This is a genomic window from Pseudomonas gingeri (assembly GCF_013386165.1).
Taxonomy (GTDB): Bacteria; Pseudomonadota; Gammaproteobacteria; order Pseudomonadales; family Pseudomonadaceae; genus Aquipseudomonas; species Aquipseudomonas gingeri_C.
In genome coordinates this window covers 100,427-124,667 of sequence record NZ_JACAOS010000012.1, presented here as the reverse complement: position 1 = coordinate 124,667, position 24,241 = coordinate 100,427, and the positions used below count along the sequence as shown (strand labels likewise).

Here is a 24,241-nt window from a genome sequence, read left to right as displayed (position 1 = left end):
TCAGGTCCGCCGACGGGCGCGTTGACTGCGGTAGGTATCGAGCACCACCGCGATCACGATCACCGCACCGGTGATGATGCGCTTGGTCGGTTCGGTGGCGCCGATCTGCGCCAGCCCCGCCGCCAGCACGGAGATGATCAGGACGCCAAAGAAGGTGCTGATCACCGAGCCGCGACCGCCCATCAAACTGGTGCCGCCGATCACCACAGCAGCGATCACTTGCAGCTCCAGGCCGGAACCGGCGTTCGGGTCCGCCGCTTCCAAGCGCGAGATCTGGAACAGCGCCGCAACGCCGGCCAGCAGGCCCATCAGGCTGAACACCAGGATTTTGTAAGGCTTGGGATTGATCCCCGCCAGGCGCACCGCTTCCTCGTTGGTGCCGATGCCGATCAGGTAACGGCCGAACACGGTCCGTGTCAGCACCAGTTGGGCCACAATGATCACCAGCAAGGCGATGATGAACGACGGCGAAATACCAAAGGCCACCGGGTTCGACAGCCAGGCAAACGAGTCGCCGATATAGGCAGTGCGCGAGCCGGTCATCTGGTACGCCAGGCCCCGGGCCATTTCCAGCACACCCAGGGACACAATGAACGACGGAATGCGCCAGGCCACGGTGATCGAACCGGTCACGGTGCCGGCCAGCGCCGCGCAGCCCATGCCCAGCACCGAGGCCGGCAACACGCCCCAGCCCCAGCCGAGGATCGCCACGCTGACCGCCGAAGCCGCCAGGGCCAGGACCGAACCCACCGACAGGTCGATGCCGCCGATGATCAGCACGAAGGTCATGCCCACCGCCAGCACCATCAGGTCGGGAATCTGGTTGGCCAGGGTGCTGAAGGTGTCATAGGACAGGAAATGACTGCTCAGGCTGGAAAACAGGATGATCATGGCGAGCAATGCGCCCGCCAGCCCCAGGTAGGTGCCCAGGCCATAGAAGTGACGCGAGGTCTTGCCGGCAGAAGGTGCAGTTTTCATAGGGTATTCCTGGGCGCCGCTTCGTTGAGCAACGCATCACGTTTTTGGTAGCCGGCGAATGCGGCGGCAAGCAACTCATCCTGGGTCCAGCTATCACGCTCGAAGGTCTCGATCAGGCGTCCGGCCGAGAGCACGCCGATGCGGTCGCAGATCAGCATCAGCTCGCGCAGGTCGCTGGACACCACCACCAGGGCCTTGCCCTGGCGGGTCAGTTCACCCAGCAAGGCATAGATATCGAACTTGGCGCCGACGTCGATCCCTCGAGTCGGTTCATCGAATAGCAGCACCGCACAATCGCGCTCCAGCCAGCGGCCGATCACCACTTTCTGCTGGTTGCCGCCGGACAGCTCGGACACCAGTTGATCGGGACTGGAACTGCGAATCCGCATGGCATCGATCTGACGCCGTGCCAGCGCCGACTCGTCACGTCCGTTGACCACGCCACCGCTGGAAATCGCCGGCATATTGCCCAGGGCGATATTGGCGCTGATGGATTGCGTCAGCAGCAGCCCCTCGCCCTTGCGGTCTTCCGTGATCAGGGCGATGCCATGCCGCACCGCATCGACCGGCGAGCGAATGTCCGCGACCTTGGCCGGCGAGCCGAGGGCCACCGTGCCGCCGTCGGCGATATCCGCGCCGTAGATCAGGCGCAACAGCTCGGTGCGGCCGGCGCCGATCAGGCCGGAAATCCCGAAGATCTCACCAGCACGCACTTCAAACGAAACGTCGAGCACCTTGTCCGAACGGCTCAGGCCGTTGACGGTCAGGGCCGGCGCGCCAATCTTGCGCACGCCCATGTCCATGTGTTCGCCCAGCTCGCGACCGACCATCAGGTTGACCAATTGCTCGCTGTTGTAGTTGGCCATCGGCTCGACGCAGACCAGGTTGCCGTCGCGTAATACCGCGATGCGCTGGGCCACCCGGGCCAGTTCTTCAAGCCGGTGGGAGATATAGATGATCGACACGCCACGGGCTTGCAGGCGGGTGATCTGGTCGAAAAGCATTTCGACTTCACGGGCCGTGAGCATCGCGGTCGGCTCATCGAGAATCAGCACATGGCAATCGCCGATCAGGTTGCGGGCGATTTCCACCATCTGCTGGTGGCCGATGCCGAGTTCGCCGACCAGGGTGTCCGGGTCGATGGCATCGAGGCCGACCTGAGCCATGGCTTCGATGGCGGCGCTGCGCAATTGCTTGCGGCTGATCCAGCCACCGTGGCTGGGCAGGTTGTCGAGAAACAGGTTTTCCGCCACGGACAAGGTCGGCAGCAAATTGAGTTCCTGCATGACCATGCGGATCCCCAGCTCTTCAGCCTGGGTCCGACTGCCCGGTGTATAAGCGCGGCCGTTGAACAGCATCTGCCCGGTGGTCGGTGTGACCAACCCGCCGATGATCTTCGACAGCGTACTTTTGCCGGCACCGTTTTCACCCGTCAGCGCCAACACTTCGCCGCGCAGCAACGTCAGGTCGATGTTGCTGAGGACAGGTTGCGCATAGGTCTTGCCGATACCGCTGACCGACAGGACAGCGTTCGGAGCGGGAGATGACATAGGAGAGTCTCCATGCGCCCGCTCAGGACGAGCGGGCACGTTGAACGGCGAGTGGATTACTTCTTGAGTACCAGCTCGACTGGGGTTTCGATCACGCCGTCCTTGCTGTCGACTTTTTCGCCCTTGATGATTTTCAGTGCGGTTTCGATGCCGAACACCGCCTGGCGGGCCGCGAACTGGTCGGCGGTGGCGAGCACACGACCGTCCTGGAGCATCGGCTTGATGGCGTTGATATTGTCATAGCCGACCACTTGCACCTTGCCGGCCTTGCCCGCCGAACGCACGGCGGAGACGGCGCCCAGGGCCATGCTGTCGTTACCGGCCAGCAGCGCCTTCAGGTTCGGGTATTCGTTGAGCATCGCCGAAGCCACCGCGTTGCCCTTGTCGATTTCCCAATCGCCGGACTGCACGGAGACGATCTTCATGTCCGCGGCCTTCATGGCATCGGTGAAACCGGCGGTGCGCATCTGGGCGTTGGTGGTGGTGGACACCCCTTCGATGATGCCGACCTCGTCACCCGCTTTCAGCTGCTTGGCCAGGTACTCGCCGACCAGGCGCGCGCCCTTGCGGTTGTCAGGGCCCACGAACGGCACTTCGATGCCTTTGCTTTTCAGCACGCCGGCGTCGAGTTGGTTGTCGATGTTGATGACGGTGATCCCGGCATCCTTGGCTTTCTTGATCACCGAGACCATGGCCTTGGAGTCGGCCGGGGCGATCACGATGGCGTTGACCTTGGAGACGATCATCTGGTTGACGATGTCGATCTGCGCGGTGGTGTCGGTTTCGTTCTTGATTCCGTTGGAGATCAGGTCGAAATCGGCACTGTGGGTTTTCTGGTAGTCCTTGGCGCCGTCTTCCATGGTGCGGAAGAACTCGTTGGCGAGGGATTTCATCACCAGGCCGACTTTGGGCTTGGCGTCATCAGCGGCAAAGGCCTGGGACAGTGGCAGGGCGGCAGAAGCGGCAGCAAGTACGGCGACAGCAAGGAGGCGTCCAGCGAATGGCAACTTCATGGGTTTACTCCGGATCTTATGATTGTTGTGAGCAACGCCAGGAGCGTGACGGGAAATGCGTGTGCACAGCCCTGGAAACGGTTCGCGCAAACGTTTGCGTAATCCAACTATGCGAACCTTGCGAGGATTTGTCAACGGTCTGTCACAGCATAGTCGTCGGTCTGACCATCAAGGCGTCCTGAGCGAGGTGGGGCGAGGATTTCTCTGGCTGCCGCCCCCACCCTCCCTCGCCATACTGCGCATCTCACTGTAAAGCCTAATAATTTTCCTCCTTGATGGGCACCAAATCGCAAAAGTCGCTGTCAGAAGCAGCTCATCATTCCCTGACAGTTGCGAAATGGCTTACAGTTAAATACTGTATGCACGTACAGCTAATTAAGGATTGTTCCGTGGCCAACTCAACTTCCGCCTCCGCAACCCCCAGCACCTACGAACGCATGGGCCTGCGCGTCCAGAAAATCATCAACTCGCCGAACGCCCAAAAAGCCAAGGCCGCCCTGCTCTTTCGCCTGCCGGACGAACCGGTGGACGAGTGGGAGCAACTGCTCGAAGAAATCGCCGAGAACGACAACGTCACGCTGGCCTACCGCGATGACGGTGGCGTGCACATTTTCTGGGTTGTGCCGAAGGAAGACTGAATCAATGATTGTCCGCTTTATCGCCTTGCTCTGTTTGTTCTACGTTTTGCCGGCCCAGGCCGATGCGCCCCGCACCTTCGCCGAAGCCAAGAAAGTCGCCTGGAAGCTCTACGCCCGACAGTCCACCGAGTTCTATTGCGGCTGCAAGTACAACGGCAACCGGGTTGACCTCGCAGCCTGCGGGTATGTGCCGCGCAAGAATGCCAAGCGCGCCGAACGCATCGAGTGGGAACACATTGTGCCGGCCTGGCAGATCGGCCATCAGCGCCAGTGCTGGCAACAGGGCGGGCGCAAGAACTGCAGCCAGAAGGATGCGGCGTACAAAAAGGCCGAGGCCGACCTGCACAACCTGGTGCCGAGCATCGGTGAGGTCAACGGCGATCGTAATAATTTCAGCTTCGGCTGGTTGCCGGTGCAGAAGGGCCAATACGGTTCCTGCCTGACCCAGGTTGATTTCAAGGCCAAGAAGGTCATGCCCCGCCCGTCCATCCGCGGGATGATCGCGCGTACCTATTTCTACATGAGCAAGCAGTACGGCCTGCGTCTGTCGAGGCAGGATCGTCAGCTGTATGAGGCGTGGAACAAGACCTACCCGGTCCAGGCCTGGGAACGCCAGCGCAACCAGAGCGTCGCCTGTGTCATGGGACACGGCAACGCATTCGTCGGGCCGGTGAACCTCAAGGCCTGTGGTTAGAGGCTCGATGCCCCTTGGTGGAGACACCGACACCTTGCGCTGAAACACCCCTTGTAGGAGCGAGCTTGCTCGCGATGGTAGTCCAGTCACCGCTTGGTATCAGATACCTCGCGTTATCGTTGACGTCCATCGCGAGCAAGCTCGCTCCTACAGGTTCAATAGCCCGTGGCGGGCGCGTCGGTATTTTGCACCGAAGCGCTCTGTCCAGGCGCCTTGTGCTCCACCACCTCGGAGTCCATGTTCTGCTTGTCCGCCAGCTGGGCCTTTTTATCCTCGGCAATGGCTTTCGTCGCGAACGGCCCGGCAACGACCTGGCCGTTATCGAGGATCTTGAACGGATAACCATGCTCGATCAGCCAGGCGGTCCAGTCAGTGAGCGCCTTGGTCTTGTCATCCTTGATCAACAGATCCCAGCCGGTCACCGGCGCCACTGCCACTACCGCCGGCGCAACCGCCACCACTTTTGCCGGTTCGACCTTGTTTCCCGAGCCATCCCCGCAACCACCCAGCACCACGAGTGCCATCATCACTGCTATTCTGCGCACAAAGCGTCTCCCGTAATGATCAGTTAATGTGATTTTATCACCTTGCAGCCTGTCTTAACCTCGTTCCACTGGCTGTGGCGGTCTTATCAGGCTGAATTACCGACGATTTTCCGACTCTGGGGAATTAAATAGAATGAAATGACGTCTGTAATGAACCACCCGTTCGGATGCACTTAGCGGTATTCTGTGTGTAAGACCTAAGCCAGGAATGCCTGAGAAAGGCACCTTAGTAACATTCAAGGAGAAAGACATGCTGATACTCACCCGCAAAGTCGGTGAAAGCATCAACATCGGTGACGACATCACGATCACGATTCTGGGCGTTAGCGGCCAGCAAGTCCGGATAGGCATCAATGCCCCGAAGGACGTAGCCGTGCATCGTGAAGAGATATACCAGCGCATCCAAGCCGGCTTGACGGCAGGTGACAAAGAACCAAAGTAACAAGCCTGCTCCCTCGTCAGCCCTGCCATTGCAGGCCGCGGCTGACGAAAGCTCCCCCCTCTCCTCGCTACTTGTTCCACGCCCCCGAAGTTCTCAACTGCCCAAGGTCAGACCGCCCGCCGGCAACGGCAGCGCCGTCTTGTAGCGCACCTGCTTGAGGGCAAAACTGGAGCGGATGTTCGCCACCCCCGGCACCTTGGTCAGAAAATCCATCATGAACCGCTCCAACGACTGGATCGTCGGCACCAGCACGCGGATCAGATAGTCCGGGTCCCCGGCCATCAGGTAACACTCCATCACCTCCGGCCGATCGGCAATCGCCGCCTCGAAATGCTGCAACGCCTCCTCCACCTGTTTTTCCAGGCTGACATGGATAAACACATTGACGTGCAGCCCGAGCAATTCCGGATCGAGCAAGGTCACCTGCTCGCGAATCAGCCCCAGTTCCTCCATGGCCTTGACCCGGTTGAAACACGGCGTCGGCGACAGGTTGACCGAACGGGCGAGGTCGGCGTTGGTGATGCGGGCATTCTCCTGAAGGCTGTTGAGAATCCCGATGTCAGTGCGATCCAGTTTGCGCATGAGATAAAAGCACCTGCTTTTTATGGTTATGCAGATTTTTTATCTGCAAATCGTCTTGAGCGCAATGAAACAGAGAGAAATATTCTCCTTCGTCCGGCCTATGATTGTTGTAGGACAAGATTTCCCTTACCCAGGGAATGATTGCCAGCTCGCGCGCCCACTACAAGAAATTCACAAGATAGAGCGTAGAAAGCCATGACCCCAGCGTACGAACCGCTGCGCCTGCACGTTCCTGAACCCTCAGGCCGTCCCGGTTGCAAGACCGACTTCAGTTACCTGCGCCTGACCGATGCCGGCCAGGTTCGCAAACCCCCGATCGACGTAGAACCCGCCGACACCGCTGACTTGGCCAAAGGCCTGATTCGTGTGCTCGACGACCAGGGCCAGGCCCTTGGCCCCTGGGCCGAAGGCGTGCCGGTGGCGATCCTGCGCCAGGGCATGCGCGCCATGCTCAAGACCCGCCTCTTCGATACACGCATGGTGGTTGCCCAGCGTCAGAAAAAGATGTCGTTCTACATGCAGAGCCTCGGCGAGGAAGCCATCGGCAGCGCCCAGGCCCTGGCCCTGAACCTCGACGACATGTGCTTTCCGACCTACCGCCAGCAGAGCATCCTGATGACCCGGGAGGTGCCGTTGGTGGACATGATCTGCCAACTGCTGTCCAACGAGCGCGATCCGCTCAAGGGCCGACAACTGCCGATCATGTACTCGGTGCGCGACTACGGCTTCTTCAGCATTTCCGGCAACCTCGCCACCCAGTTCGTCCAGGCCGTCGGCTGGGGCATGGCCTCGGCGATCAAGGGTGACACCAAAATCGCTTCCGCCTGGATCGGCGACGGCGCCACCGCCGAGTCGGACTTCCACACCGCCCTGACCTTCGCCCACGTCTACCGCGCCCCGGTGATCCTCAACGTGGTCAACAACCAGTGGGCGATCTCGACCTTCCAGGCCATCGCCGGCGGCGAGCAAACCACCTTCGCCGGGCGCGGCGTGGGCTGCGGCATCGCCTCACTGCGGGTCGACGGCAACGACTTCATCGCCGTTTACGCGGCCTCCGCCTGGGCCGCCGAACGGGCCCGGCGCAACCTCGGGCCGACCCTGATCGAGTGGGTCACCTACCGTGCCGGCCCGCATTCCACCTCCGATGATCCCTCCAAGTACCGCCCCGCCGACGACTGGAGCCACTTCCCTTTGGGCGACCCGATCATGCGCCTCAAGCAGCACCTGATCGCCATCGGCCAATGGTCGGAAGAGGAACACGCTGCCGTCAGCGCCGAGCTGGAAGCCGAGATCATCGCCGCGCAGAAGGAAGCCGAACGCTTCGGCACCCTGGCCGGCGGGCAGATGCCCAGCGCCGCGACCATCTTCGAGGACGTCTACAAGGACATGCCCGAGCACTTGCGTCGGCAGCGTCAGGAATTGGGGTTATAAGCCATGAACGATCACAGCAAACTGCAAACGGAGAACGCCGTGGCCACCAGCACCATGACCATGATCCAGGCCCTGCGCTCGGCCATGGATGTGATGCTCGAGCGCGACGACAACGTGGTGGTGTTCGGCCAGGACGTGGGTTATTTCGGCGGCGTGTTCCGTTGCACCGAAGGCCTGCAGGGCAAGTACGGGACCTCGCGGGTGTTTGACGCACCGATCTCGGAAAGCGGCATCGTCGGCGTCGCCGTCGGCATGGGCGCCTACGGCCTGCGCCCGGTGGCGGAAATCCAGTTCGCCGACTACTTCTACCCCGCCTCCGACCAGATCGTCTCGGAAGCCGCCCGCCTGCGCTATCGCTCGGCCGGTGAGTTCATCGCGCCGATGACCCTGCGCATGCCTTGCGGCGGCGGCATCTACGGCGGCCAGACCCACAGCCAGAGCCCGGAGGCGATGTTCACCCAGGTCTGCGGCCTGCGCACGGTGATGCCATCCAACCCCTACGACGCCAAGGGCCTGCTGATCGCCGCCATCGAGAACGATGACCCGGTGATCTTCCTCGAACCCAAGCGCCTGTACAACGGCCCGTTCGACGGCCACCACGAACGTCCGGTAACGCCGTGGTCCAAGCACCCGGCCAGCGCCGTGCCCGAGGGTTACTACACCGTGCCGCTGGACTGCGCCGCCATCGTCCGTCCCGGTAGCGAAGTGACCATCCTCACCTACGGCACCACCGTCTATGTGGCCCAGGCCGCCGCCGAGGAAACCGGGGTCGATGCCGAAGTCATCGACCTGCGCAGCCTCTGGCCGCTGGACCTGGAAACCATCGTCAATTCCGTGAAGAAAACCCGTCGTTGTGTCGTCGTCCACGAAGCCACCCGCACCTGCGGCTTCGGTGCCGAGCTGATCGCCCTGGTCCAGGAACACTGCTTCCACTACCTGGAAGCGCCGATCGAGCGCGTCACCGGCTGGGACACGCCCTACCCCCACGCACAGGAATGGGCTTATTTCCCAGGGCCAGTGCGCGTCGGTGCGGCCTTGAAACGGGTCATGGAGGTCTGAATGGGTACTCATATCATCAAGATGCCGGACATTGGCGAAGGCATCGCAGAAGTCGAATTGTCGCAGTGGCACGTGCAGGTCGGTGACCTGGTGGTCGAAGACCAGGTGCTGGCGGACGTGATGACCGACAAGGCCATGGTCGATATTCCCTCGCCGGTTCACGGCAAGGTGATTGCCCTCGGCGGCGTGCCCGGTGAAGTCATGGCGGTCGGCAGCGTGCTGATCAGCATTGAAGTGGAAGGCGCCGGTAACCTGCGCGAAGGCACGCAAGCGCCGGCGCCGAAAGCGGCACCTGCCGCGGTCGTGGAAAAGCCGGTCGTGAAAGCCGAAGCACCGAGCCAACCCGTTGCCAAACCTGCTTCGACCACCTCCGCGACTGCCCGCCCAGCCCCCGTGGCCCGTGCCGCCGATGAGCGTCCGCTGGCCTCCCCGGCCGTGCGCAAGCGCGCCTGGGATGCCGGTATCGAATTGCGTTTTGTCCACGGCAGCGGCCCGGCGGGACGTATTCTGCACGACGACCTCGACGCTTATCTGGCCCAGTCCGAGCAACCGGCACCGGCTGTTGCCAGCTATGCCAAGCGCACCGACGAGCAGCAGATTCCGGTGATCGGCCTACGCCGCAAGATCGCCCAGCGTATGCAGGACGCCAAGCGTCGCGCCGCGCATTTCAGCTATGTCGAGGAAGTGGACGTCACCGCCCTCGAAGAGCTGCGGGTGCACCTGAACCACAAGTACGGCGACAGCCGCGGCAAGCTGACCCTGCTGCCATTCCTGGTGCGGGCGATGGTCGTGGCCCTGCGGGATTTCCCGCAGATCAACGTGCGTTACGACGACGATGCCCAGGTCATCACCCGCCATGGCGCGGTGCATGTCGGTGTCGCCGCGCAGACCGACGGCGGCCTGATGGTGCCGGTGGTGCGTCACGCCGAGAGCCTCAACCTGTGGGGCACTTCCGACGAGATCAACCGTTTGGCCCAGGCCGCCCGCAGTGGCAAGGCCAGCCGTGAGGAAATGTCCGGCTCGACCATCACCTTGACCAGCCTCGGGGCACTGGGCGGGATTGTCAGCACGCCGGTGCTGAACCTGCCGGAAGTGGCCATTGTCGGGGTCAACCGCATTGTCGAGCGGCCCATGGTCATCAAAGGCCAGATCGTCATCCGCAAGATGATGAACCTGTCCAGCTCCTTCGATCACCGCGTGGTCGACGGCATGGACGCGGCCCAATTCATCCAGGCCATTCGCGGCTTGCTCGAACAACCCGCCAGCCTGTTTGTGGAGTGATCATGCAACAGACCCAAAACACCACCCTGTTGATCATCGGCGGCGGCCCTGGCGGTTATGTCGCGGCGATTCGTGCCGGCCAACTGGGCATTCCCACCGTGTTGGTGGAAGGCCAGGCGCTGGGCGGCACCTGCCTGAACGTCGGCTGCATTCCGTCCAAGGCGCTGATCCATGTGGCCGAGCAGTTCCATACCACCCAGGGCTACAGTGGCGACACTTCTCCCCTGGGCATCAAGGTGTCGGCGCCGACCCTGGATATCGGCAAGAGCGTCGAGTGGAAGAACGGCATCGTCGACCGCCTGACCACTGGCGTCGCGGCACTGCTGAAGAAGAATGGCGTGAAGGTGATCCATGGCTGGGCCAAGGTCATCGACGGCAAGCATGTGGAAGTCGACGGCCTGCGCATCCAGTGCGAACACCTGCTGCTGGCCAGCGGTTCGCAGACCGTGAACCTGCCGATGCTGCCCCTCGGCGGGGCCGTTATTTCGTCCACCGAAGCCCTCGCGCCGACGTCGATTCCCAAGCGCCTGACCGTGGTCGGCGCCGGTTATATCGGCCTGGAGCTGGGGATTGCCTACCGCAAGCTGGGGGCCGAAGTGACCGTGGTCGAGGCTCGCGAGCAGATTCTGCCGACCTATGACCGTGAACTGACCCAGCCGGTGGCCGAGTCGATCAAGGCTCTGGGTATCACCGTGCACCTGGGGCACAGCGTCGAAGGTTTCGATGCGGCGTCGAACACCCTGCAAGTACGCGATCCCCAGGGTGGCATCCTCAAGCTGGTGAGTGACCAGGTGTTGGTGGCCGTGGGGCGCAAACCGCGGACCCAGGGCTGGAACCTGGAAGCCCTGGCGTTGGAGATGAATGGCGCGGCGATCAAGATCGACAACCGGTGCCAGACCAGCATGCGCAATGTCTGGGCCATCGGCGACCTGACTGGCGAACCGATGTTGGCACACCGGGCCATGGCCCAGGGTGAGATGGTCGCGGAACTGGTGGCCGGCCAGCATCGTGAATTCAACCCGACAGCGATTGCGGCGGTGTGCTTCACCGATCCGGAGTTGGTGGTGGTGGGTAAGACACCGGATGAAGCCAAGGCGGCCGGGCTGGATTGCCTGGTGTCGAGCTTCCCGTTTGCGGCCAACGGACGGGCCATGACCCTGGAATCGAAAAGCGGTTTCGTGCGGGTGGTGGCGCGGCGTGACAATCATCTGATTGTCGGCTGGCAGGCGGTGGGGGCTGGGGTTTCGGAACTGGCGGCGGCGTTCGGGCAGTCCCTGGAAATGGGCGCCTGCCTGGAAGATATCGCCGGGACCATCCATGCCCATCCGACCTTGGGTGAAGCGGTGCAGGAAGCGGCGCTGCGGGCATTGGGGCATGCGTTGCACCTCTAGACCGCGTTGCCGCTGATCGCCAGCAAGCCGGCTCCTACAGAAGCCTGGGCCCGACGTCATTTTTGTGCTGAAACACAAATCCGTGGGAGCCGGCTTGCTGACGATGGCGTTCTCAGGAACGCCACACAAACCCGATCAATCCCGATAATCCGGCGCCACCCGCTCCAACAAGCGCAACATCGCCGCCCAGGCCAGGCCCAGGGCATCCGGGTCGGTCAACTGCCCTTCCTTCGCCGGTTTGGTCGGTTCATTGAACTGGCGCTCGGTGTGAGCGCACACCTCATGGGGCGGCAACACCAACGTCTGGCCGCAGGACTGGGCCGTTACCTGGATCTCGCAGGCCTTCTCCAGGTAGTACATGCGCAGGAAGGCTTCGCCCACGGTCTCGCCGACGCTCAGCAAGCCATGGTTACGCAGCAACATCACCTGCTTGTCCCCCAGGTCGTGAACCAGCCGTGCCTGCTCTTCGAGATCCAGCGCCACGCCCTCGTAGTCGTGGTAAGCCGTCTGCCCGTAGAACTGCATGGAAATCTGGTTCACCGGCAACAAGCCGCATTCAAGCGCCGCCACCGCACAACCGGCTTTGGTGTGGGTGTGCAGCACACAGTGCGCATCTTCCCGAGCGCCATGGATCGCGCTGTGAATCACAAACCCGGCTGGATTCACCAGGTAGGGTGTTTCCTCTACCGCCCGGCCATCGAGACCGATCTTCACCAGGTTCGACGCGGTGATTTCCTCGAACATCAGCCCATAGGGGTTGATCAGGAAATGATGATCCGGCCCCGGCAAGCGCAGGGAGATATGGGTGAAGATCAGGTCGGTCATGCGAAAGTGCGCAATCAACCGATAACAGGCCGCCAACTGCTCGCGCAGTTGACGCTCGATAGCCGCTGGTGCAGCAGCGGTGTGCAGAAGGTCGTTCAAGCGGGTCACTCCCTCAGGCAGGATGGTTCGAATCAGGCCGCCGGTACGCGCCAAGGCGTCCGGCAGCCCCTACTTTACTTGCTTGCCCAGGCATTGAAACGTTCTTCGAGTTCTTCGCCGTGATCGACCCAGAACGCCACGTTCATCGACAGCGCGCCCAAGCGTCGGATGATCCATTTTTTTGTTGTATGAGGTACGCCCTGGCATCAGGCGCCATTCGAAGCTAACCCAAGGTAAAGTAAAAAAACAAGTTGATTTTTTACTAAAGGTAAATTTTCATGGTTAAATAATAACAACCGCCCGCCCCTTATCCCGGGCCGCCTGGAGCCTTGCCATGTCGACGTCGCCACCTGCCTTTCGCCATCTGTTCGAACCGTTGCAGATCCGTGGCAAGCGCCTGAAGAACCGCATCATGTCCAGCGGGCACGACACCTCCATGCCCACCGATAATCGGGTCAACGAACAGCTGATCGCCTATCACCGGGCTCGCGCCGAGGGCGGTGTCGGCTTGATCGTGTTGCAGGTGGCGGGGGTTCACGACAGTGCGCGCTACACCTCCCATGTGTTGATGGCCACCGACGATGCCTGCATCGACGGCTATCGGCGGCTGGCCGAAACCTGTCATGCCCATGGCACCCTGGTGCTGTCGCAGATCTTCCATCCGGGCCGGGAAATCATGGAGTCCAGCGACGGCCTGCTGGCGGTCGCCTACTCGGCGTCAGGCGTGCCCAACGAGCGCTTCCGGGTCATGCCGCGGGCGCTGGACCAGGCAATGATCGACGAGATCGTCGGCGGCTACGCGGCAGCGGCACGGCGCTTGTACCAGGCGGGAATCGACGGCGTGGAAGTGGTCGCCAGTCACGGTTACCTGCCGGCGCAATTCATCAATCCGCGGGTCAATCGACGCACCGATGGCTACAACGGCGAACTGGCGCAGCGCCTGCGTTTCTTGCGGGAAGTGATCGCCGCCGTCCGCGCGGCCACCGACGAGCAATTCATCATCGGCCTGCGAATTTCCGCCGACGAGCGCGATGCCGAAGGCCTGACCGAGGACGAATCCCTGGCCGCCGTGGTGCAACTGCAAGGTGAACTGGACTACGTGCATATCGTCGCGGGGACTTCCGCGTCCCTCGGCGGCGCCGTGCATATCGTCCCGCCCATGGCCATCGAAGCCGCGTACCTGGCCAAGGAGGCCGGTACTTTCAAGGCCAGCCTGTCGATTCCGTTGTTCGTCACCGGGCGGATCAACCAGCCCCAGGAAGCGGAACTGATTCTCTCCCGTGGCCAGGCCGATGTCTGTGGCATGACTCGGGCGCTGATCTGCGACCCGCAGATGCCGAACAAGACCGACAGCGGGCACAGCGAGGATATTCGCGCCTGTATTGCCTGCAACCAGGCTTGTATCGGGCACTTCCACAAAGGCCTGCCGATCAGCTGCATCCAGCACCCGGAAACCGGGCGCGAGTTGCAGTACGGGGAGTTGATCGCCACCACGCTGCGCAAGCGGGTGATGGTGGTCGGCGGTGGCCCGGCGGGAATGAAGGCGGCGGCCGTGGCGGCGCAGCGTGGGCATGAGGTGACGTTGTACGAAGCCTCCCCGCAGTTGGGGGGCCAGGTGTTGCTGGCGCAGTTGCTGCCGAGGCGAAGTGAGTTCGGCGGCGCCAGCACCAACCTGCAACGGGAAATGGAATTGGCCGGCGTGCGGGTGGTACGTAATACCCGGGTCGACCGGGCGCTGGTGGAACACGAGCGGCCGGATCTGGTGATTGTCGCGACCGGTGCCGAGCCTTATTGGCCGGCTTTCGAGCGCGCTGGCGAATTGCAGGTGGTGGATGCCTGGCAGGTGTTGCGTGACGAGGTGAAGATCGGGCGTTCGGTGGTGGTGGTTGATTGGCGTTGCGACTGGATCGGCCCGGGGATTGCCGAGCGTTTGGTGCGCGCCGGGCATCAAGTGCAACTGGCGGTCAACGGCACCCACTGCGGGGAAAGCCTGCCGCTGTATGTGCGCGATCAACTGGCGGGCGAGTTGCATCGCCTGGGCATTCCCATCACGCCGTATGCCCGGCTCTACGGGTGCGACGACAACACGGTGTACCTGCAACATACCGCCAGCGGCGAGCCGATGCTGTTCGAGGAGGTCGACACGCTGGTGCTGTGCCAGGGGCATCAACCGGTCGACACCTTGGGTGACGAGCTACAAGGGCTGGTGGAGTTCCGCCGGATTGGCGATTGCCTGGCACCGCGTACGGTGGAGGAAGCGATCTACGAAGGCCTGAAAGTCGCCTGGGAGCTCTGACTCACCCAATCAACGCAGACAAAATCCTTGGTTGCCCCCGGAACCTGTAGGAGCCGGCTTGCCGGCGATGGGCGCAAGGACGGCGCGGTGAATCAGATGCCCAGCGGTATCGTTGTCGACCATCGCGAGCAAGCTCGCTCCTACAAGGGGCCGTATTCGCTTAAATGACTGGCATTAGGGCTCGCCACAGTCCGGCCGCAACTGCCGTATAATCCCGCGCTTTCAAGGATCGGAGCAGGCCATGAGCAACGCCCTTACGCCCGCCGGCGACAACCCCGCCGCCGGCCCGCAGTTTCTCGGCACGCGCATTCGCGGCCTGCGCAAACGGCGTGGCATGACCCTGACCGAACTGGCGACCCAGGCCGAACTCACCGCCGGCTACATCAGCCAGCTGGAGCGTAACCTCGCCTACCCATCGATCCCGGCCCTGTTCAATATCGCCCGCAGCCTCGGCGTGACCATCCAGTGGTTCTTCGCCAGCGAAACCACCACCGCCCCCGCCGACAACGGCTACGTGGTGCGCAAGAACAGCCGCCTGAGCGTGCACTACGAAGACGGCATCGTCGACCAGCTCCTGACCCCACAACCCAACCGCCAACTGGAAATCCTCCACTCGCGTTTCCCGCCGGGCACCTACAGCCAGCAGAGCTACAGCCACAACGGCGAAGAGGCCGGCTACCTGCTGTCCGGCGTCTTCGAACTGTGGGTCGGCGAGCGCCATTTCCAACTGGCCGAGGGCGACAGCTTCAGCTTCTCCAGCCAGGAACCGCACCGCTACGGCAACCCCGGAGAGGTCGATGCCGTGGTCATCTGGGTCATCACCCCGCCGACTTTCTGATTCCCCGAGGCCCCGCCATGAGCACCGAACAAGCCGCCCCCGCGCTGAAGGAAATCTTCAACAGCGAACGCCTGCTGCATATCGCCAGCGAAATGCGCGCGGTGTACCCCGACTTCGACAGCGCCGGGTTTATCAGTCGCACCCACCAGGGCCTCGGCGAACTGTCGATCATGCAGCGCCTGGCCCGGGTCAGCGAAAGCCTGCACGCGGTGCTGCCCCTGAGCTACAAGCAGTCCCTCAAAGTGCTGCGCCAACTCGCCCCACGCCTGAACAGCAGCTTTGTCAGCATGTGCCTGCCGCACTATGTGGCGAGCTACGGGGCCAAGGACTTCGAGCTGTCGATGGATGCGCTGAAGTACTTCACCCCCTTTGGCTCCTCCGAATTCGCCGTGCGGCATTTCCTTCTCAGCGATTTCGAACGCACCCTGGCGGTGATGAAAACCTGGTCCCGGGACGAAAACGAACACGTGCGTCGCCTCGCCAGCGAAGGCTCGCGACCGCGACTGCCGTGGTCCTTCCGGCTGGCCGAAATCCAGGCTGACCCGAGCCTTGCCGCCGACATACTCGACACGCTCAAGGCCGACGACAGCCTCTACGTGCGCAAATCGGTGGCCAACCACCTCAACGACATCACCAAGGAACACCCCGACTGGGTGTTGGACCTGATCGAAAGCTGGTCCCTGGACGACCCGCGCACCGCCTGGATCGCCCGCCACGCCCTGCGCAGCCTGATCAAACAGGGCAACCCGCGTGCCCTCACGCTGATGGGCGCCGGGGCCAAGGCCGAGGTTGACGTGTTGGACTTGAAGGTCGAGCCCGCGGTCATCCGTTTGGGCGAGAGCGTGACCCTGTCCTTCACCCTGATGTCCACGGCGACGACTGGACAGAAGCTGGTGATCGACTACGGTATCGACTATGTGAAGGCCTCGGGTGCCACCTCGAGCAAGGTTTTCAAGCTCAAGACCCTGCACCTGGCCGCCGGCACGAGTGAAACCCTGAGACGCCGCCAACACATCCGCGAGCTGACCACCCGCAAGCACTACAGTGGTCATCACGCCGTGCATTTGCTGGTCAATGGCGAGCGCCTGGGCAGCAGCGGCTTCGACATTCTCGACTGAGCATTGCCAACAAAATCACCACCCAACCTGTAGGAGCCGGCTTGCTGGCGATGGCGTCAGCAAGAACACCTCAAGACTCAAGGGCCTCATCGCTGGCAAGCCAGCTCCTACAGGGGGACTGGGGCAACACGATACTGTTGTGGTGAAACGCGGTTCTGTAGGAGCCAGCTTGCTGGCGATGAGGCCAGCAAGAACACCCCAGGATTCAACGTTCACCGATCCCACATTGCGTTTCGCGCAAGTGAATGGCATTGCAGTAGAATCGCCGATCTTTTTTTCCAGGGCCCCCACCATGACCGCTCACCAGACACCGCCCACCGCCGAGCCCCAGGCCAATGAACTGGTCCTCGGCCTCGAGGACCGCCCCAGCCTGCCCATCAGCCTCCTCGCGGCGTTGCAGCACCTGCTGGCGATCATCGTGCCCATCGTCACCCCCGGCCTGCTGATCTGCCAGGCCCTGGGCGTCTCGGCCCGGGACACCAACCTGATCGTCTCCATGTCCCTGGTCATTTCCGGCATCGCCACCTTCGTCCAGTGCCGCCGCTTCGGCCCCTTCGGCGCCGGGCTGCTGATCGTCCAGGGCACCAGCTTCAACTTCGTCGGCCCGCTGATTGCCGGCGGCGCACTGATGGTCAAGCAAGGCACGCCAGTGGAAGCGGTGATGGCCGCGATCTTCGGCGTGGTCATCGCCGGCTCCTTCGTCGAGATGGGCATCTCACGCATCCTGCCCTTCGTCAAACGCATGATCACCCCGCTGGTGACCGGCATCGTCGTGCTGATGATCGGCCTGACCCTGATCAAGGTCGGCCTGATCAGCATGGGCGGCGGCTTCAGCGCCATGGCCAACGGCACCTTCGCCAATGGCGAGAACCTGCTGCTGTCCGGCGTGGTGCTGGCGATCATCGTGGTCCTCAACCGTATCCCGCTGGTGTGGATGCGCAGCTGCGCCATCGTCATCGCCCTGGCGGTCGGTTATGCCCTGGCCGGCTACCTCGGCCGCCTGAACTTCACCGGCATGCACGAGGCCGCGCTGTTCCAGGTGCCGACGCCCCTGCACTTCGGCCTGGGTTTTTCCTGGGCGCTGTTCATTCCGATGCTGGTGATCTACCTGGTGACCTCCCTGGAAGCCATCGGTGACGTCACCGCCACCAGCAAGGTCTCGCGCCAGCCGGTGGAAGGTCCGATCTGGATGCAGCGGATCAAGGGCGGCGTGCTGGTCAACGGCGCCAACTCATTGTTGGCCGGACTGTTCAACACCTTCCCCAGCTCGATCTTCGCCCAGAACAACGGGGTGATTCAGCTGACCGGCATCGCCAGTCGGCATATCGGCAAGTGGATCGCCCTGATGCTGGTGTTGCTCGGTCTGTTCCCGTCGGTGGCCGGCGCGATCCAGGCAGTGCCCGAGCCGGTGCTCGGCGGCGCGGCGATGGTGATGTTCGGTGCGGTGGCGGCCTCGGGGATCAATATCCTCGCGAGCATCCACCTCGATCGCCGGGCGCTGCTGATCATCGCCGTATCCCTGGCGTTGGGCCTGGGGGTTTCCCAGGTGCCGGAGTTCCTCGCGCATATGCCGGCGGCCTTGCGTAATGTGCTGGAGTCCGGTGTGGCAACCGGTGGGATCTGTGCGCTGGTGCTGAATTGGTTCCTGCCGGAAAGCCCACGCAGCAACGCTTGAGGTCCGGTGCAACAGGTGGGTTCTGTGTTGCAACAGCACCCACCGCTTGCCCCAACCCCGCAACCGCCTACTTCAGGCTGCGTAGCGCAAACCTCGCGGTCTCCTGCAGGATTTGAATCGAGGCCCCGGCCTTGGCGCTGATCTTCAAACCGCTCAGGCAGGTCATCAGGTAACGCGTCGCCACCGACACATCGATCCCCCGATCGATCTCCCCCGCCTCCCGCGCCTCGTTCAAGGCCCGCTCGAACGCCGCCGTCAGCGTCTGCCCGGCGGTCTCACCCAGTTGATTGATCTCGGGGTCTTCAAGGCCGAACTCACAGACCGCATTGACCCCCATGCACCCGGAAGTGCCCTCGTGCTGCGCCCGCGAGGCAAACGCCAGCAAGGCGTTTTCCAGGCCGGCCAGGGGCGAAACACCCTTGCCCAGCTTGAGAATCAGGTCGCTGACGCTGTCCGCGTAGTACTGCCGCATGGCCTGCATGTACAGCGCACGCTTGTCGCCAAAGGTGTTGTACATGCTCTGTCGGCCAAGCTGCATGGCCTGCATCAACTCGTCGGTCGACGCCGCGCTGAAACCCTTGTCGCAAAAGACCCGGATCGCCTGTTGCAGCGCCTGTTCGCGATTGAATGCTCGGGTTCTGGCCATGCTCGCTCTCGTGGTTCAAGGCAGATCGGAACGGCGTGCAACGCCCTCTGCCACAAACCGCGCATGATACGGCGCCTTGCACGCGGCGTCTCGCCTCAGGCCAGGTAGCCGCCGTCGACGGTCAGGCAGGCGCCGGTGACAAACGACGACTCGGGACCGGCCAGGTAGGCCACCATCCCGGCGATTTCCTCGCCTGTGCCCATACGCTTGAGCGGCACCAGACTCTTTACCGCTTCATGGTGCGGACCGTCGGCCGGATTCATGTCGGTGGCCGTGGGGCCGGGCTGTACCACATTGACCGTGATGCCCTGTGGCGCAAGGTCCAGGGCAATGCCCCGGCCCAGGCCGACCAGCGCCGACTTGGTCATCGAGTACACACTGGCACCAGGGAACGCCGAACGCTCGGCCACCACGCTGCCCATCAGGATGATCCGGTCGCCCTCGCCCATCTCCCGGGCGGCATATTGGGCCGCCGCAAAGGCCGCCCGGACGTTGACCGCAAACATCTGGTCAAACACCTCCAGCGAGAACTCACGGATATCGCCGCGCTGCAGGATCCCGGCGTTGTTGACCAGGATATTCAGGCCGCCCAAGGTCTCGACCGTCTGTTTAACTGCCCGCTCAAGCGCCGCCGCATCGGCGCTGTCGGCGTGAATCGCCAGGGCCCTGCCCCCTTCGGCTTCGACCGTGGCCACCACCTCGAGGGCCTTTTGTTCGGCACTGGCGTAGGTGAACGCCACCGCCGCACCGTCACGAACGAGTCGCATGACCACGGCTGCACCGATGCCACGAGAACCGCCGGTAACCAGCGCCACTTTACCTTTCAGGGGTTTGATTTCAGATGTCATGATTGCGCACTCAATTTTGGATTAATAAATCCAAAATAGCACCATAAGGCTTAATCCTTGAATACCTAAAGTCATTATTTTTGATTTATTTATCCATAATGTGCACCCAAAAAACCGACCGAACCGACGAAAAACACGTCGAAAAGTTCATTTCTTAAATTTAATTTCATCCGTCAAAACCGACGTTTGACTCAGAACTGTCACATGGCCACTCCTTAATTGTTTCAAGAGTTTGCTGCTCTTATTTCAATTCTGTGACTAGGATCCGAACCCAATGAACAAGCTGTTAAGCCCTCTGATGGGCGCCGCTCTGGCGAGTGTCACGATCTGCGCCCACGCGGATTTTATCGATGACAGTCACGCCGACGTGACCCTCCTTAACCGTTACCTGAACCAGGACGGCCAAGGCGTCAGTGGCAGCTCGGCCAAGGCCAAGAGCTATCACGATTGGGGTCAGGGCTTCCAGTTCGACTTCAAGTCCGGCTACACCGAAGGCACCATCGGTCTGGGTCTGGACCTGCAGGCGTTCTACGGCCTGAAACTCGATTCCGGCGGCGACCTGGACGACAAGAACCACCAGGGCCGCTACCCCGGCAGTATGTTCCCGCTGGACAACGGCAAGTCCGTCGACCAGTTCGGCGTACTCAGCCCGACGTTCAAGGCGCGCTTCCTGAAGGATGAACTGCGGGTCGGTACCCTGTACCAGAACAACCCGATGCTGGCCAACACCGATGGCCGTCTGTACCGCCAGACCAACACCGGTGCACAACTGGTGTCCAAGGACCTGGATAACTTCACCTTCACCGTGGGTGATATCACCCAGACCAAGATCCGTAACGAAACCGGTGACACCGGCATGATCACCGCCGGCGGCACCAAGAAGAGCGATCGCTTCCTCTACGGCGGCGCCGACTACGCCGGTATCGAGAACACCACGCTGAGCGCCTGGTACTCGGACCTGTCGGATTACTACCAACAGTTCTTCCTCGGCGCCAAGCGTCATGACGCCCTGCCTGTCGGCGCCATCGATAGCGACTTCCGTGCCTACCGCAGCCTGGGGACCGGTGGCAATGCCGACGGCGACAGCCAGTACGCCGCAGCCGGTTACTACGGCAATGGCCTGACCAAGGGCCGGATCAACCAGTCGACCATCAGCCTGATGGAAAGCTACAGCCTGGCCGGTCACACCGTTGGCCTCGGCGTGCAGAAGAACAGCGGCAGCAGCGACTTCCCCTACCTGGACTCCGGCTTGAACAGCGGTGCCGAACTCCAGGGCCCGGGTTCGGGCGCCGACACCCCGGCACTGACCAACATGCAATTGAACAAATTCCAGCACGCCGGCGAGCGCAGCTGGTTGGCACAGTACAAGTATGACTTCGCCAAGTTGGGCGTGGACGGTCTGGTGTTCGCCACCACCTATGTCCATGGCGACCAGATCCGCACCCCAGCCAACCCCGACGCCAATGAGTGGGAACGCGACATTTCCCTCGCCTACAACGTCCCGAGCGGCGAGCTGAAAGGCCTCGGCGTGCGCTGGCAGAATGCCCACGCAAGCCCGGACATCACCGGCCAGACGATTCAGGATGAAAACCGCTTCTACGTCAGCTACGTGGTCCCGCTTTGGTAGGAAACCGACGCAAGTCCTGAGCGTTATATCACTACGACAAACGGGCTTGCCCGCGAAGAGGCCGTCAACAGCGGCCGATCTTCGCGGGCAAGCCCGCTTGTTTTATCCCGCCAGCCCACCGCTTATCCAACGGGCCGCCCACGTACTCGCTCGATCAATCCCCGGCACAGCCATTGCCCCAGGTCTTGTACTTGTACTCCTTGAGTTCACCGCTCGGGGTCTTGTAGGTCATCTTCGCGTCAGTGATACCGCAGGCATAAGGATCGGAGTTCACGCTGACAACTTGCGCAATGTCTTTCCTGTCCAGGGCAAAGGTTTGGGCGCTGAACAGAACGACCGCAACGGTCAGGCACTTGGTATAGATATTCATGGTAATGACTCAATATGAGAAATAGGGAATAACCCGCCGCACTGGGCAGACTGCACCTGCGCAGGCTCTCAATCGATCATTATGCGTAGATTAAGGAAATGGCCGAGTTCATTAACTAATTATTTATAAACACCCTGACACTTATCTAATTGAATTCTAGCGGGCACTCGTCATCGCTTCCGCCCACTGAAAAATGACAAAACATTCATGGAATATGAAGTTTTCTAATAGGCCGCGCCGACCTCACCGTTCAACGACGGGACGTGCAGTACTCAGTCTCAACAAGCACGCAATCCATACTTTGCTCTTTCCCATGAGCTATTCGAAGAGCAACTGGCAGAGGGTCTCACTGGCGGCGGAAGGGCGTTCCCCCCGAAGTCCGTCAGCCCTCCAAAGCCAAGAAGCGGCACTGAAAGCACAGGTTCGTCATCAACCTGATTTGAAAAATCATTTCCACCCGATTGAGCACCCGATATTGAGGGTGTTTCAATCACAGGCTGAGCGCTCGCCTGAGCAGTAAACCCTCCGACACAACAGATCGCAATAACCAATGAAAATGACGCGACTATTTTTCGCCCACCCCAAACAGACCCCGTCGCAACAGCATCACTCCCAACTCCGGACTTGAATATCCGATGTTCAAGCACTCCGCTCATATCCGTCTCCTCAACATTCACACGCAAAACTTAAAACCGTTTTCATCAATCAGCCTGCCCCCAAACTCTCACACCGCCTACTGTCAGAAATGACAGTTCGTATAGCCGTTCGTCTGAAATGGCCATTCACTCTTCATCTGACAGGCCCACTCCGAAACGACGAGCGGTAATACGAACTGTCATTTCTGACAGTAGGCGCTCCTCTGATTAAAGCCCAGGCTCTTTCGACCAGGTATGGAACCTGGCGAGACATCAAGAGGATCAGTTCATGAACGTGAATAAATCGTCCATCACCGTCGTCTTCAACCTTGTCATTTTTTGTCTGGCCCTCGCCGGACTCAGCGCCGCGGCCCAAGCGGCCTTGCTGGATGAAGGCAGCGCCGGCGGCAATAATTGCACGCCCGTCTCGGTCAATGATGCCGGCGTGGAAGTCGGTGCCTGCACGGACAGCAGCACCCACACCAGCGTCGCCTATATCGCCGTGACACCGGGCAGCGAAGTGGACCTGGCGCCCCTGGTGACCGGCTATGCCTGCATGGCCGGGGCCATCAACCATGTGGCCCTGGCCAGCGCTACCGTCGTCGGCCGTTGCCAGAACGCCAGCGGCGTCTGGAACGCCGTCACCTGGCAGGCCAGCAGTCCGAGCACCACCCCGCGACTGCTCGCCCCCCTGAGCGGCTTGCTCGGCCTGGGCGCGGACGTCAGCACCCGAGCCAGCGGCGTCAACCTGACCGGCATCGTCGTCGGCGACAGCATCAGCGGCAACGGCACCCACACACCCGTCTACTGGGCGGCAGGCAGCACCAGCGCCGTGCCGCTGGCAGGTGTGCGGGTCCTGCTGGGCCTGCTCTCAACCGACCCGATCAATTGCGCCGTCAGCGACATCAGCGACAGCACCCCGGCCGTCGTCCTGGCCAACTGCCCCTCTGGCGCCGCAGGCATGGGCAAACCCATCGCGCTGGTCTGGACCTCCCTGAGCAGCAACGCGGTCACCGTCGCCCTCCCCGCCGGGGCCCGCTATTGTGAGGTCGGCCAGGTCAATGCCCTCGGCAATATCGTCGGCGATTGCACCTTTGCCACCAGCACCCACCAAACAGCCTTCTGGTCGAGTGTCAGCGCCACGCCGATCGTCATGAGTTCCGTAGCGGTCGGCGGGGTTTCCCAGGTCAGTACCCACAACGGCGCCGTCGACATGAACGCCTCCGGGCATATCGCCTGCAATTTCAAAAACACCAGCGGCGAGACCGAGGCCTGCTTCTGGAATACCAGTACCACCACCGGTACCGCCCTGGCCCCGATCAGCGGGGGTATCCGCGACGCCGCGCAAGCCATCGGTAACAACGACACGCTGCTGGTCAACGGCGAAACCGCCAGCGGCAGCCTGCACCAGGGCCATGTCCTGGCCGGCGGCACGGCGGTCACCGACGACGGCACGCTGAGCGGCGGGGTCAACAGCGCCGGCACCGCCTTGTCGCCGGATGGGCACACCGCTGCGGGCATCAGCGAAACCGCCGGCGAAACCGTCGATGCCGATTCCGAGGCCCTATAGGCCCGCAACGCCTGCTCCGACCCGACCAACGGTCAGCAGAACTGTCATTTCTGACAGTAGCCGCCCAAGCGCTTCGGGGTCAGGCTGTTC

Annotated in this window: 22 protein-coding genes; 13 read left to right on the top strand and 9 right to left on the bottom strand. The window is 61.9% G+C overall.

The features are described from left to right. Genes HX866_RS11125 through HX866_RS11115 form a run of 3 tightly spaced genes read right to left on the bottom strand, consistent with a single transcriptional unit; the run spans window position 1 to window position 3,541 of the window. The gene (locus HX866_RS11125; protein WP_177093594.1) at window positions 1-978 is read right to left on the bottom strand and encodes an ABC transporter permease; all 978 of its coding nucleotides are present in this window, start codon (window positions 976-978) and stop codon (window positions 1-3) included. Beyond that, entirely contained in the window at window positions 975-2,528 is a 1,554-nt protein-coding gene (locus HX866_RS11120) for a sugar ABC transporter ATP-binding protein (protein WP_177139554.1), read from the bottom strand. The genes HX866_RS11125 and HX866_RS11120 overlap by 4 nt, the downstream gene beginning before the upstream one ends. Window positions 2,529-2,584: 56 nt before the next feature. Continuing rightward, window positions 2,585-3,541: a sugar ABC transporter substrate-binding protein gene (locus HX866_RS11115; RefSeq protein ID WP_177093592.1), complete on the bottom strand. Its 957-nt coding sequence runs from the start codon at window positions 3,539-3,541 to the stop codon at window positions 2,585-2,587. A 359-nt stretch (window positions 3,542-3,900) separates the two neighbouring features. Here HX866_RS11115 and HX866_RS11110 point away from each other — a divergent pair, with 359 nt between their 5' ends. Both HX866_RS11110 and HX866_RS11105 read left to right on the top strand, forming a co-directional pair. After that, window positions 3,901-4,179: a DUF1654 domain-containing protein gene (locus tag HX866_RS11110; RefSeq protein WP_177093591.1), complete on the top strand. Its 279-nt coding sequence runs from the start codon at window positions 3,901-3,903 to the stop codon at window positions 4,177-4,179. Between the two features lie 4 nt (window positions 4,180-4,183). Then, window positions 4,184-4,873, top strand: a complete 690-nt coding sequence (locus tag HX866_RS11105) for an endonuclease (RefSeq protein ID WP_177105299.1) — start codon at window positions 4,184-4,186, stop codon at window positions 4,871-4,873. A gap of 155 nt (window positions 4,874-5,028) precedes the next feature. Here the strand turns inward: HX866_RS11105 and HX866_RS11100 are convergent, their stop codons facing one another. Further along, entirely contained in the window at window positions 5,029-5,418 is a 390-nt protein-coding gene (locus tag HX866_RS11100; protein ID WP_371318747.1) for a hypothetical protein, read from the bottom strand. A 250-nt stretch (window positions 5,419-5,668) separates the two neighbouring features. Here HX866_RS11100 and csrA point away from each other — a divergent pair, with 250 nt between their 5' ends. Then, window positions 5,669-5,860, top strand: a complete 192-nt coding sequence (gene csrA / locus HX866_RS11095; RefSeq protein WP_121132523.1) for a carbon storage regulator CsrA — start codon at window positions 5,669-5,671, stop codon at window positions 5,858-5,860. A 93-nt stretch (window positions 5,861-5,953) separates the two neighbouring features. Here csrA and bkdR read toward each other — a convergent pair whose 3' ends face one another. Continuing rightward, window positions 5,954-6,442 (bottom strand): Bkd operon transcriptional regulator BkdR, encoded by a 489-nt coding sequence (gene bkdR / locus HX866_RS11090; RefSeq protein ID WP_177093589.1) that lies wholly within the window; start codon window positions 6,440-6,442, stop codon window positions 5,954-5,956. A gap of 195 nt (window positions 6,443-6,637) precedes the next feature. Here bkdR and HX866_RS11085 point away from each other — a divergent pair, with 195 nt between their 5' ends. The 4 genes from HX866_RS11085 to lpdA are packed head-to-tail and all read left to right on the top strand — an operon-like array spanning window position 6,638 to window position 11,604. Next, entirely contained in the window at window positions 6,638-7,873 is a 1,236-nt protein-coding gene (locus tag HX866_RS11085) for a 3-methyl-2-oxobutanoate dehydrogenase (2-methylpropanoyl-transferring) subunit alpha (protein WP_177093588.1), read from the top strand. 3 nt (window positions 7,874-7,876) lie between these two features. Beyond that, a complete protein-coding gene (locus HX866_RS11080) occupies window positions 7,877-8,932 on the top strand; it encodes an alpha-ketoacid dehydrogenase subunit beta (protein ID WP_177093587.1) in 1,056 nt (351 codons plus the stop codon). Then, the gene (locus tag HX866_RS11075; RefSeq protein ID WP_177105298.1) at window positions 8,933-10,213 is read left to right on the top strand and encodes a dihydrolipoamide acetyltransferase family protein; all 1,281 of its coding nucleotides are present in this window, start codon (window positions 8,933-8,935) and stop codon (window positions 10,211-10,213) included. 2 nt (window positions 10,214-10,215) lie between these two features. Beyond that, complete coding sequence (gene lpdA, locus HX866_RS11070) at window positions 10,216-11,604, top strand: dihydrolipoyl dehydrogenase (protein WP_177093585.1); 1,389 nt, start codon at window positions 10,216-10,218, stop codon at window positions 11,602-11,604. A gap of 135 nt (window positions 11,605-11,739) precedes the next feature. On the opposite strand, the gene HX866_RS11065 is transcribed toward lpdA, so the two are convergent. Then, complete coding sequence (locus HX866_RS11065) at window positions 11,740-12,528, bottom strand: class II aldolase/adducin family protein (protein ID WP_177123658.1); 789 nt, start codon at window positions 12,526-12,528, stop codon at window positions 11,740-11,742. 334 nt (window positions 12,529-12,862) lie between these two features. Here HX866_RS11065 and HX866_RS11060 point away from each other — a divergent pair, with 334 nt between their 5' ends. The 4 genes from HX866_RS11060 to HX866_RS11045 all read left to right on the top strand — a co-directional run bounded on the left by HX866_RS11060 (window position 12,863) and on the right by HX866_RS11045 (window position 18,455). After that, window positions 12,863-14,824, top strand: coding sequence for an oxidoreductase (locus HX866_RS11060; protein ID WP_177093583.1), 1,962 nt, complete (start codon window positions 12,863-12,865; stop codon window positions 14,822-14,824). Window positions 14,825-15,065: 241 nt separating this feature from the next. Beyond that, window positions 15,066-15,662 (top strand): helix-turn-helix domain-containing protein, encoded by a 597-nt coding sequence (locus HX866_RS11055; RefSeq protein ID WP_177139552.1) that lies wholly within the window; start codon window positions 15,066-15,068, stop codon window positions 15,660-15,662. A gap of 17 nt (window positions 15,663-15,679) precedes the next feature. Then, window positions 15,680-16,780 (top strand): DNA alkylation repair protein, encoded by a 1,101-nt coding sequence (locus tag HX866_RS11050; protein WP_177139551.1) that lies wholly within the window; start codon window positions 15,680-15,682, stop codon window positions 16,778-16,780. Between the two features lie 292 nt (window positions 16,781-17,072). Continuing rightward, window positions 17,073-18,455 (top strand): nucleobase:cation symporter-2 family protein, encoded by a 1,383-nt coding sequence (locus HX866_RS11045; RefSeq protein ID WP_177093580.1) that lies wholly within the window; start codon window positions 17,073-17,075, stop codon window positions 18,453-18,455. Window positions 18,456-18,522: 67 nt separating this feature from the next. Here HX866_RS11045 and HX866_RS11040 read toward each other — a convergent pair whose 3' ends face one another. Together HX866_RS11040 and HX866_RS11035 are read right to left on the bottom strand one after the other, a co-directional pair. Next, the gene (locus HX866_RS11040; RefSeq protein WP_177139549.1) at window positions 18,523-19,101 is read right to left on the bottom strand and encodes a TetR/AcrR family transcriptional regulator; all 579 of its coding nucleotides are present in this window, start codon (window positions 19,099-19,101) and stop codon (window positions 18,523-18,525) included. 95 nt (window positions 19,102-19,196) lie between these two features. Then, window positions 19,197-19,949, bottom strand: a complete 753-nt coding sequence (locus HX866_RS11035; RefSeq protein ID WP_177139548.1) for a 3-oxoacyl-ACP reductase family protein — start codon at window positions 19,947-19,949, stop codon at window positions 19,197-19,199. A 274-nt stretch (window positions 19,950-20,223) separates the two neighbouring features. Here HX866_RS11035 and HX866_RS11030 point away from each other — a divergent pair, with 274 nt between their 5' ends. Further along, entirely contained in the window at window positions 20,224-21,576 is a 1,353-nt protein-coding gene (locus HX866_RS11030) for an OprD family outer membrane porin (protein WP_177105289.1), read from the top strand. A gap of 154 nt (window positions 21,577-21,730) precedes the next feature. Here HX866_RS11030 and HX866_RS11025 read toward each other — a convergent pair whose 3' ends face one another. After that, window positions 21,731-21,946: a DUF2790 domain-containing protein gene (locus HX866_RS11025; RefSeq protein ID WP_177139546.1), complete on the bottom strand. Its 216-nt coding sequence runs from the start codon at window positions 21,944-21,946 to the stop codon at window positions 21,731-21,733. 924 nt (window positions 21,947-22,870) lie between these two features. On the opposite strand from HX866_RS11025, the gene HX866_RS11020 reads away from it, so the two are divergent. Then, window positions 22,871-24,151, top strand: coding sequence for a hypothetical protein (locus HX866_RS11020; protein ID WP_177139544.1), 1,281 nt, complete (start codon window positions 22,871-22,873; stop codon window positions 24,149-24,151). The last annotated feature ends 90 nt before the right edge of the window (window positions 24,152-24,241 follow it).

Coding starts and splice junctions, on each gene's coding strand:
- HX866_RS11125 (WP_177093594.1), bottom strand. CDS start 978: ATGAAAACTGCACCTTCTGCCGGCAAGACCTCGCGTCACTTCTATGGC.
- HX866_RS11120 (WP_177139554.1), bottom strand. CDS start 2,528: ATGTCATCTCCCGCTCCGAACGCTGTCCTGTCGGTCAGCGGTATCGGC.
- HX866_RS11115 (WP_177093592.1), bottom strand. CDS start 3,541: ATGAAGTTGCCATTCGCTGGACGCCTCCTTGCTGTCGCCGTACTTGCT.
- HX866_RS11110 (WP_177093591.1), top strand. CDS start 3,901: ATGCACGTACAGCTAATTAAGGATTGTTCCGTGGCCAACTCAACTTCC.
- HX866_RS11105 (WP_177105299.1), top strand. CDS start 4,184: ATGATTGTCCGCTTTATCGCCTTGCTCTGTTTGTTCTACGTTTTGCCG.
- csrA (WP_121132523.1), top strand. CDS start 5,669: ATGCTGATACTCACCCGCAAAGTCGGTGAAAGCATCAACATCGGTGAC.
- bkdR (WP_177093589.1), bottom strand. CDS start 6,442: ATGCGCAAACTGGATCGCACTGACATCGGGATTCTCAACAGCCTTCAG.
- HX866_RS11085 (WP_177093588.1), top strand. CDS start 6,638: ATGACCCCAGCGTACGAACCGCTGCGCCTGCACGTTCCTGAACCCTCA.
- HX866_RS11080 (WP_177093587.1), top strand. CDS start 7,877: ATGAACGATCACAGCAAACTGCAAACGGAGAACGCCGTGGCCACCAGC.
- HX866_RS11075 (WP_177105298.1), top strand. CDS start 8,933: ATGGGTACTCATATCATCAAGATGCCGGACATTGGCGAAGGCATCGCA.
- lpdA (WP_177093585.1), top strand. CDS start 10,216: ATGCAACAGACCCAAAACACCACCCTGTTGATCATCGGCGGCGGCCCT.
- HX866_RS11060 (WP_177093583.1), top strand. CDS start 12,863: ATGTCGACGTCGCCACCTGCCTTTCGCCATCTGTTCGAACCGTTGCAG.
- HX866_RS11055 (WP_177139552.1), top strand. CDS start 15,066: ATGAGCAACGCCCTTACGCCCGCCGGCGACAACCCCGCCGCCGGCCCG.
- HX866_RS11050 (WP_177139551.1), top strand. CDS start 15,680: ATGAGCACCGAACAAGCCGCCCCCGCGCTGAAGGAAATCTTCAACAGC.
- HX866_RS11045 (WP_177093580.1), top strand. CDS start 17,073: ATGACCGCTCACCAGACACCGCCCACCGCCGAGCCCCAGGCCAATGAA.
- HX866_RS11040 (WP_177139549.1), bottom strand. CDS start 19,101: ATGGCCAGAACCCGAGCATTCAATCGCGAACAGGCGCTGCAACAGGCG.
- HX866_RS11035 (WP_177139548.1), bottom strand. CDS start 19,949: ATGACATCTGAAATCAAACCCCTGAAAGGTAAAGTGGCGCTGGTTACC.
- HX866_RS11030 (WP_177105289.1), top strand. CDS start 20,224: ATGAACAAGCTGTTAAGCCCTCTGATGGGCGCCGCTCTGGCGAGTGTC.
- HX866_RS11025 (WP_177139546.1), bottom strand. CDS start 21,946: ATGAATATCTATACCAAGTGCCTGACCGTTGCGGTCGTTCTGTTCAGC.
- HX866_RS11020 (WP_177139544.1), top strand. CDS start 22,871: ATGAACGTGAATAAATCGTCCATCACCGTCGTCTTCAACCTTGTCATT.